Origin of the sequence: Microcoleus sp. CAWBG27 (genome assembly GCF_020883145.1) — a bacterium.
Taxonomy (GTDB): Bacteria; Cyanobacteriota; Cyanobacteriia; order Cyanobacteriales; family Microcoleaceae; genus Microcoleus.
This window is the reverse complement of the sequence record NZ_JAHREU010000001.1, coordinates 145,741-153,794: the sequence shown is the minus strand read 5'-3', so window position 1 is coordinate 153,794 and position 8,054 is coordinate 145,741. Positions and strand designations below refer to the sequence as shown.

The 8,054-nt window shown below is 45.3% G+C and carries 6 protein-coding genes; 3 read left to right on the top strand and 3 right to left on the bottom strand.

The genetic code is table 11. From position 1 onward, the window contains the following. Positions 1–341: 341 nt before the first annotated feature. Positions 342–2,564: a hypothetical protein gene (locus QZ938_RS00555; protein WP_293346697.1), complete on the bottom strand. Its 2,223-nt coding sequence runs from the start codon at positions 2,562–2,564 to the stop codon at positions 342–344. Positions 2,565–3,102: 538 nt separating this feature from the next. Between QZ938_RS00555 and QZ938_RS00550 the strand changes: the two genes are divergently transcribed. After that, a complete protein-coding gene (locus QZ938_RS00550; RefSeq protein ID WP_293346700.1) occupies positions 3,103–4,614 on the top strand; it encodes an FAD-dependent oxidoreductase in 1,512 nt (503 codons plus the stop codon). Positions 4,615–5,052: 438 nt separating this feature from the next. On the opposite strand, the gene QZ938_RS00545 is transcribed toward QZ938_RS00550, so the two are convergent. After that, the gene (locus tag QZ938_RS00545) at positions 5,053–5,463 is read right to left on the bottom strand and encodes a peptide chain release factor 1 (protein WP_293346703.1); all 411 of its coding nucleotides are present in this window, start codon (positions 5,461–5,463) and stop codon (positions 5,053–5,055) included. A gap of 165 nt (positions 5,464–5,628) precedes the next feature. Here QZ938_RS00545 and QZ938_RS00540 point away from each other — a divergent pair, with 165 nt between their 5' ends. After that, on the top strand, positions 5,629–5,835 hold the full coding sequence (locus QZ938_RS00540; protein WP_293143836.1) for a hypothetical protein: 207 nt from the start codon (positions 5,629–5,631) through the stop codon (positions 5,833–5,835). A gap of 241 nt (positions 5,836–6,076) precedes the next feature. Next, entirely contained in the window at positions 6,077–6,502 is a 426-nt protein-coding gene (locus tag QZ938_RS00535; protein WP_293346706.1) for a DUF6335 family protein, read from the top strand. A gap of 50 nt (positions 6,503–6,552) precedes the next feature. Here the strand turns inward: QZ938_RS00535 and QZ938_RS00530 are convergent, their stop codons facing one another. After that, positions 6,553–8,052, bottom strand: a complete 1,500-nt coding sequence (locus tag QZ938_RS00530; protein WP_293143828.1) for a response regulator — start codon at positions 8,050–8,052, stop codon at positions 6,553–6,555. Between the last annotated feature and the right edge of the window lie 2 nt (positions 8,053–8,054).

Sequence of the window (8,054 nt, the reverse complement as noted above, 5' to 3'; positions counted from 1 at the left end):
AGGTTCGTAGTCAGGACTTCAGTCCTTCTTTTTGCGGACTAAAGTCCTCACTACAAACCTCACTTCCTGGTTTGTAGTCAGGACTTCAGTCCTTCTTTTTGCGGACTAAAGTCCTCACTACAAACCTCACTTCCTGGTTTGTAGTCAGGACTTCAGTCCTTCTTTTTGCGGACTAAAGTCCTCACTACAAACCTTAATCTGAGGTTCGTAGTCAGGACTTCAGTCCTTCTTTTTGCGGACTAAAGTCCTCACTACAAACCTTAATCTGAGGTTCGTAGTCAGGACTTCAGTCCTTCTTTTTGCGGACTAAAGTCCTCACTACAAACCTCACTGTTGATAGCTTATTTCTTCGTCCCCAAATTGTCAGCCGCCGCCACTAAATAATGAGCAACCTGCATCAAACCGTCGGAACTTTCTTGCAATCCACTGCACACTTTCGCCATCGAAGTATCTGCTTCTTCAAAAAACTTGTGCTGCGATGAAGTAGTTCTTTCCAAATATCCAACTAATTGATTGTTGCCCAACTCCAGCGCGCGATCGAACTGATTAGTCATGTTTTGATAGGCACTCTCAACCCGCCGCACTTGTTCTTGTTCCGCTTCCAAAGCTGCATTTAATTGATTCACCAAATTTGTATAGGTAGTTTGCAATCTTTCTCCTTCTGTATTGAACTGATTTGCCATTTTTTCATAAACGCTTTCTACCCGCAGCAATTCTTGTCCGGTTATCTTTGCTAATTCCTGCAACTGTGCCAAACGCTGGCTGGAATTCAAGCCTACAGAATTAGCAAACTGACTTACTTCTGCGGCTGTTGTCAAAATTTGGCTCATGCTTTGGTCAACTTGCTGCGACATCAATTTGCGTTTCTCTGATTCTTCTTGAAAAACTTTCTGCAAGCCGAGTACAACCTGTGCTAAACCTTTTTGCTGTTTGCCTAATGTTCCTTCTAATAAATTGTTTTGTTGGGTAAAAAATTGCTGGAGTGAGGCTTGATACGTTACCCGGAAGTTGTCTAATTCTTCCTGGACTGTGACGCGGGTGTTTTGCAGCATTGAGTCAACATTCTGCAAGCTACCTACCAGATTTTCTCGGGCTTTATCCATCAATCCAGAAGCTTCATCGCCTACTACTTTGAGAGTGTCAGACTGAGTTTGAAAGGCGGAGTGGGTGGCATTTAAAATATTTGTCATCCGGGTTTCGACACCTTGCAGCATTTCTCTTTCTTGTTCGGCTTGAGTGTGGAGAGATGCTTGCAAGTTATCTTGGATTCCTCTAAAGGTGTTGGCGGCTTCTTGGGCGCTTTCTTGAAAGGCTGTTCTTTGCGCTTTCATCCCTTCAATGCTTTCTCCAACTCCCGATCGTATTTCGGTGGCCATTTCTTGCAAAACGCTGTGGGTGTCGGTTTGAAACTGTCCTAAAATTTGCTGCAAGTTGTTGGCAAATTCTTGCAACTGTACTAATGTATCTTGCTGGAAAGTTTGAATTGTCAGGATTGATTGTGCTAAACTAGAAGATATTCCACCTAATTCGTTCTTCAGTTCTCTGACAGCTTCGGATGCTTCTTGAGTTGACTTGGCACTTTCATCCAACCGCCCGACTACGGGTTCAATTACTTCGTTTCGGAGACCTGAAAGTAGGTTGTTTAATATCTGTTCGCCTTGGTCTGCTTTAATCTGTTGGAGTACGGATAATTCTTGGCGAATATCTTGGAAAACTGGGGTCATTGCTAAACCGATTTGCTGTCCGATCGCCTGGGAGTTCACATTGCTTTGTGCCTCGACGATTTGACCAAATCCGGTTTTCATTGTCTCGATCGCAAGGGCGATCGCACTTTCAGCATCGCCACCGCTGGAATTGGCACGGGAAAACAGTTGTTCGGGGGTTTGTAATTTCGCGATTTTATCTAATTTGGCGCGCAAATTGGATTGATTCGCAACGCGCGCGCGATCGCCCCAAGCTAACACGATCGTAAATACGCTAGATGAACCCAAACCCATCAGAGAAGTGGAAAACGCTGTTTTCATCCCCTCCAGCAAGGTGCTAATCGAGGGTAGCAATTGTTTGGTATCTTCCAGCGAGCCCAAGTTAACATCTTGCAATCCGGTTTGAATGCCGTAAAATGTACCTAAAACCCCCAGGGCTACTAAGACGCTGGGCACAAACCGCCACTGACTCCGAGGTGCCGATCGCACTAAAATGGCCGGATACTGAAATAATAGAAAGCGGCCGGATTTTACCTGAGCCCTGTAAGCCTCGCCACCGGCGGTTATTTCCCCCGTCAAGTGTTCGCTAAACCAGTCTAGGAGAAGTTTCCAAGAGTCTGTTGCTGTTTCCGGTTGCTGTAGATCGATCGCCCCTGAGGTACCCTTTTCTAACTTCGAGCTCAAATAATTGACAGCCTCAAAAGTCGATCGGCTTTTGGCGCCCACATAACGCTGGTACTGCTTCACAGAAGTGTACTCGCCCCAAACAGCCGCGCACAGCAAAATTAGCGCCGCCCAGTGAAAAATGCTATTCTGCCAAATCACCCCAAAAACAGCAGTCAAATAATTAATCAATTGCATATTGACAACCCGTTCTGTTTGTGTATTTTACTCTAATCTTAATTCGCCGAAAAAACCAACCTTAACGTTTTAATATAACAGCTATCGCCCTCAAAAGTTGACAGTTGACAGTTGACAGTTGACAGTTTGATAGCGACCTCTACCTAGAAGGAACAGAATTAGATTAATGAATAGTCTGCTTTTAATTTCTCCCTCAAAGCAAGAGGCTTTCAACCAATTATTTCTGGCAAAAAAAACCTCGTTTAACCTTCTGATAATCGAGTTCATATGGCGCTTATAAAATGAGCTTAGTCAAGCGCGACCAATTCCCGATTACCAGACAGACCTCATCTAAATTAGTGAAGCTATATAGCGGTTCTCAAAAAAGTGAGGTATCCCCAATGCCCAATGCCCAATGCCCAATGCCCTGTTTGCCCAATTCCCAATGCCCAATGCCCAATTCCCAATTCCCATGAGTACCTCATCTTTTTGAGAAAGGCTATATCTCGCTTTATTTTATCAATTATGTCATCATAAATAAAGAATCAAGAGGTACGCAATGTCAGCAGAATCGCCAACCCGCAAAATAGTCGTAGTCGGCGCCGGATGGGCCGGTTTAGGAGCCACCTATCACCTAGCCCAACAAGGCTATGACGTAACTTTGTTAGAAGCAGGGCCTCAGCCAGGAGGCTTAGTTGCGGGGTGGAAAACCGCAGGCGGGCGTTCCGTAGAAGCAGGCATTCACGGCTTCTGGTATCCTTACAAAAATATCTTTTCATTAGTCAAGGAATTAGGACTCGATCCCTTCACGCCTTGGACTCGTTCTTGTCAGTATTCCCCCGCCGGATTGGAAGTTGAATCTCCCATTTTCCAGGACGAACCCAGACTTCCCACACCGTTAGGAACATTCCTGTACACGCGATTTAAAAGACTGCCATTAGTCGATCGGCTTTCAGCCTTACCATTACTCTACGCCGTCCTAGATTTCGACAACTCCGACGAAGCTTGGCAGCGGTACGATCGCGTTACAGCCCGCGAATTGTTCAAACAGTTTGGCGTATCTGCAAGGCTGTACCGCGATGCTTTTGAGCCGATGTTATTAGTAGGTTTATTTGCACCCGGAGAACAGTGTTCTGCGGCCGCAGCTTTGGGAATGCTGTATTATTTTATTTTAGCACATCAAGCAGATTTTGATGTAGTTTGGTGTCGCGGCACTGTCGGAGAAAAAATCTTTCGTCCGTGGGTAGAACGCCTAGAAAAAATCGGCGCCAAAGTATTGACAAAACGGCGAGTTACTGATGTCATAGTTGACAGCAACAATCAAGCCAAGGCAGTTGTCTGCGGCGACGAAACCTTCGATGCAGATGCAGTTATTTTTGCAGTTGGCGTCACGGGAATGCAAAAAATTATCAGCAGTAGCCCCGCTTTGCAAAGCCGCCAAGAGTTTCGGGACGTGATGAATTTGGGGGCTGTTGACGTGTTAGCTGTTCGCCTGTGGTTTGACAGAAAAATTGATATTCCGCTACCTTCCAATGCCTGTTTTGGATTTAGTTCGACTACGGGCTGGACATTTTTTGATTTGAATGCTTTGCACGACGAATTCCGCTCCGAACCGGGAACAGTTGTGGAAGCTGATTTTTATCATGCCAATCAATTAATTCCCCTGAAAGATGAGGAAATTGTTGCTCTTGTTCAGCGGGATTTGGCGACTTGTATTCCGGCTTTTCGGGAGGCTAAAGTAATCGACAGCAGCGCGATTCGTTTATCGCGCGCGGTGACGCATTTTGCACCGGGAAGTTATCAGTATTTGTTGCCTGCGGTCACAAGTTATGATAATGTATTTATGAGCGGCGATTGGGTTGTGACCCGTCACGGTTCTTGGTCGCAGGAAAAGGCTTATGTTACTGGTTTGGAGGCTGCAAATTTGGTAGTTTCGCGTTTCGGAATCGGCAAGAAAGCGACAATTATTCCGGTGGAGGCTGACGAACCACACATTCAAATCGGCAGACAGATTAATCAGTTTGCTCGCAGTTTGACTAAAGCTGTTATTCCCGATTTTTGGCTGCCATAATTATAGCCTTTCGAGCTCCCATATGAGGTACTCATGGGCATTGGGCAAACAGGGCATTGGCCAAACAGGGCATTGGGCATTGGGCATTGGGCATTGGGCATACCTCGCCACGCTTGAGAACCGCTATAGAAGGAAAAAGGAAGAGGGAGTTTCTTGCTTTAACTAAGTAGGACTTATGCAGGGGTGGCGAGAAACGGGGGTTTTCATCAAAATACTTGGTTGAAACTGTCAATGTCGGTAAAAAACCCGGTTTCTTTAGTCTAATTAGTAGAGTGCGTCATGGGAGAAAACGATAGCTTTTTATACTCAACAAAAAAAAACGAACCCTACAATAACTAATCACTAATGACTAATGGCCTGTTTGGCCAATGCCCTGTTTGGCCAATGCCCTGTTTGGCCTTCTTCCCAATGCCCTGTTTGGCCAATGCCCAATGACTATTACCAATAAGGTCTGCCCTTCCAAAAAACTCCCACGGTAATGCCTATTAGTGCAGCTTCCGATAAACTTGCTAAAAAAGCAGGTATGGGCAGGAATGACTTTAATACCAAACCCAAGATTACGCACAAAACTAAAACCCACAAATTAGTCCGGTTGAGCAAAAATTGCTGCTGCCAATACTCCAAAAAGTACACTGCTAAAGCTCCCATTCCCACGGCTGTAACAAAAGGTATCAATATTCCGAGGGAGGAGCCGTAGAGAAGTGTGAGGATGTTGCGGATTACCCGAGATTGCGTGAAACCCCAGGCTAAAAATAGTTCCACTCCAATGACGATGGAGTTGACGAGGGCGGCAATTTGCAGCATTTCTCGCCAGGGGAAAAGTTTTAAGCGGCGCAGAAAATTGCTCATAATCGGCAAATTTGGTAGGTTGCTTTGATTTTATAACAGTTTTGCGCTGGCGATCGACATTTGAGGCGAGTTTGTCAAGTAAAATGAACATAGAAGGCAGTCTCTTGACAAATTCACCCAGAGCGTCTGCCTGCTAGTTGTTGGAACCCTGAAAGGAAAAGAGTTATGGTGGAGAACACTGTCGATTGTGCTGTAGCTTGCGTCAACGGCTGCGTTTTGGGCGACAAGTGTCCGAAGCGGGAATACGCAGAAGCAACTTCAAGCTTTATTGAAAATACTTCTCTCGACAAAATGCTAGAAATGGCAGAGGAAGCGGTGAGAAGGAAACGGACGGAACCTCCCAAATGGGTAATCCCTGATTTTCCTGAATAGAATTACCGCTCCTTACAAAAAACATCGCCCTTTAAAAAGGGCGATGTTTTTCGTATTCCTAATGAAAGAGCAGATCGAAATTAATATATTTCCTGGGATAGAAGCTCAAAGCTTAAATAGGAGTTATTATGCCACTTAATTACAGCCATTGGCAATCGATAACCAGAATCGAAGTAAAGCCAATAGTTAAATTACGAAGTATTTAATTGAATTGAGTGAAAAAGACTCAGGAGCAAGTATCGTGGCACAACCAAAGAAACCATCTAATAAAACAAGAGAAGAACGCAATAATTCTGGCGATTTGCCTCAAGAAATTACCGAATCTTACGGCACCGGCGTTATCACTGAGCCGGGATTGAGCGAAGACGGAATCACAACTCTGGACGATAGCAGTTCTGAATATACTTCAACCAATTCTCAGATTCGTGGTGGGGATGGTGATATTGCTGCTGCGGAACAAGAAAGCGCCACTGGTGAGAAATTGGTAGGCGGAAGCGCTCCAACTCCCGACCAAGATATGGTTGATGAACTCGGCGCCGCTGCGGGAATAGAAATGCCCGATGGAGCTATTTTGCACACCGCAGATATGCTCGACAACCGAGATGAAAGTCGCTGGGAATTAGACCCGAATTCTGCGGAAGATTATGAGGAACGACCGGATTTATAGGTTTATTTCTTAGTCTCTTAGAGAGGGACTTTGCTTGTGTAGTAGCGGTTTCAACCGCCGCCTCCTGTTTTGGAACCTGAGAGCGCCATTTCTCGCACTTTTTGTCGAATTGGAAGCTCGATCGCAAATTCGGTTCCTTGGCCTGGTGTCGAACAACACCGCAAACTGCCACCGTGCTTTTCTGTGACAATGTGCCAGCTAATTGACAGGCCAATTCCCGTACCTTTTCCCACAGGCTTTGTTGTAAAAAACGGGTCAAAAATACGATCGCACAAATCCTCGCTGATTCCCGGCCCGCTGTCAGCAATTTTAATAATTGCCGTGTTCGGGTTGTGGACTTTCGTACAAATCCGAATCTGGTAGGGATTTATTTTAATTTCTTCCATTGTTTTTTCAGCGCATGATTCTTCTATCGCATCGATGGCATTAGCTAAAATATTCATAAATACCTGATTGATCTCCCCGCCGCAGCACTCTACATTTTTTAAATTGGGATCGTACTCCTTAATCACCTGAATCGCGGGACGGTTCGCCTTAAATTTCAGCCGATTTTGCAAAATCATCAGCGTGCTGTCAATACCTTGATGAATATCAATCAGCTCCATTTCTCGCCCTTCTTGCCGCGAAAAATACCGCAGAGATAGAATTATATCCCGAATGCGATCGCCACCTAGCCGCATCGAGTCTAGCATTTTCAGCAAATCATCCTTGATGAATTCAATCTCTACCGCTTCTGCTGTTGATGTTATTTCCGCTGCGGGCTCGGGATAGTGCTGCTGGTAAAGATTGAGTACCTTGAGCAAATCTTCAGTATAATCGCGAACGTAATTGAGATTGCCGCAGATAAAATTTACCGGATTGTTAATTTCGTGAGCAATTCCCGCCACCATTTGCCCCAAAGCCGACATTTTTTCGCTCTGAATTAACAACGACTGGGCGTGCTGGAGCTTGTGCAGGGACTGCTGTAAATTCTCCTGTGTTTGCTGTCTCTGGTTCACCTCTTCCTGTAGCCGCTCGTTGGCTACAGAAAGTTCCACAGTGCGCGACTCTACCCGTTTTTCCAACTCGGCAGCCAGTTGTTCCAGGTTAATTTGAGCTTGTTTGCGATCGACAATTTCACGCTGCATCTGGGCATTTTGCTCCTGAAGTTTTTGAGTCAGCTTGCGGATGCTCAAATGCGCTTTAGCCCGAGCTAAAACTTCTTGATTTTGAATCGGCTTAGTAACGTAATCAACAGCCCCCAAACTAAATCCTTTTACCTTATCTTCCGTCTCATCCAGCGCTGTCATGAAAATCACCGGAATCTCCTTTGTCAAATCGCCAGCCTTCAAAAGCCGGCAAGTTTCAAACCCATCAATTCCCGGCATTAATACGTCCAGCAATATCAAATCTGGCAGCGAGTATTCAGCTTTTTTGATGGCGCTCTCTCCCGTCCTTGCCACCAACACTTTAAACCCCGATTCCGTCAAAAAATCAAACAGCACTGCCAAATTATTTTGGTTATCATCGACGATCAAGATAACGCTCTCTTCCCAAGGTAAGATGCTCATGC

What these genes read in the sequence shown, in the direction of transcription:
- QZ938_RS00540 (WP_293143836.1), top strand. Translation starts at nt 5,629, where the DNA reads ATGGTGGAGAACACTGTCGATTGTGCTGTAGCTTGCGTCAACGGCTGC.
- QZ938_RS00550 (WP_293346700.1), top strand. Translation starts at nt 3,103, where the DNA reads ATGTCAGCAGAATCGCCAACCCGCAAAATAGTCGTAGTCGGCGCCGGA.
- QZ938_RS00555 (WP_293346697.1), bottom strand. Translation starts at nt 2,564, where the DNA reads ATGCAATTGATTAATTATTTGACTGCTGTTTTTGGGGTGATTTGGCAG.
- QZ938_RS00545 (WP_293346703.1), bottom strand. Translation starts at nt 5,463, where the DNA reads ATGAGCAATTTTCTGCGCCGCTTAAAACTTTTCCCCTGGCGAGAAATG.
- QZ938_RS00530 (WP_293143828.1), bottom strand. Translation starts at nt 8,052, where the DNA reads ATGAGCATCTTACCTTGGGAAGAGAGCGTTATCTTGATCGTCGATGAT.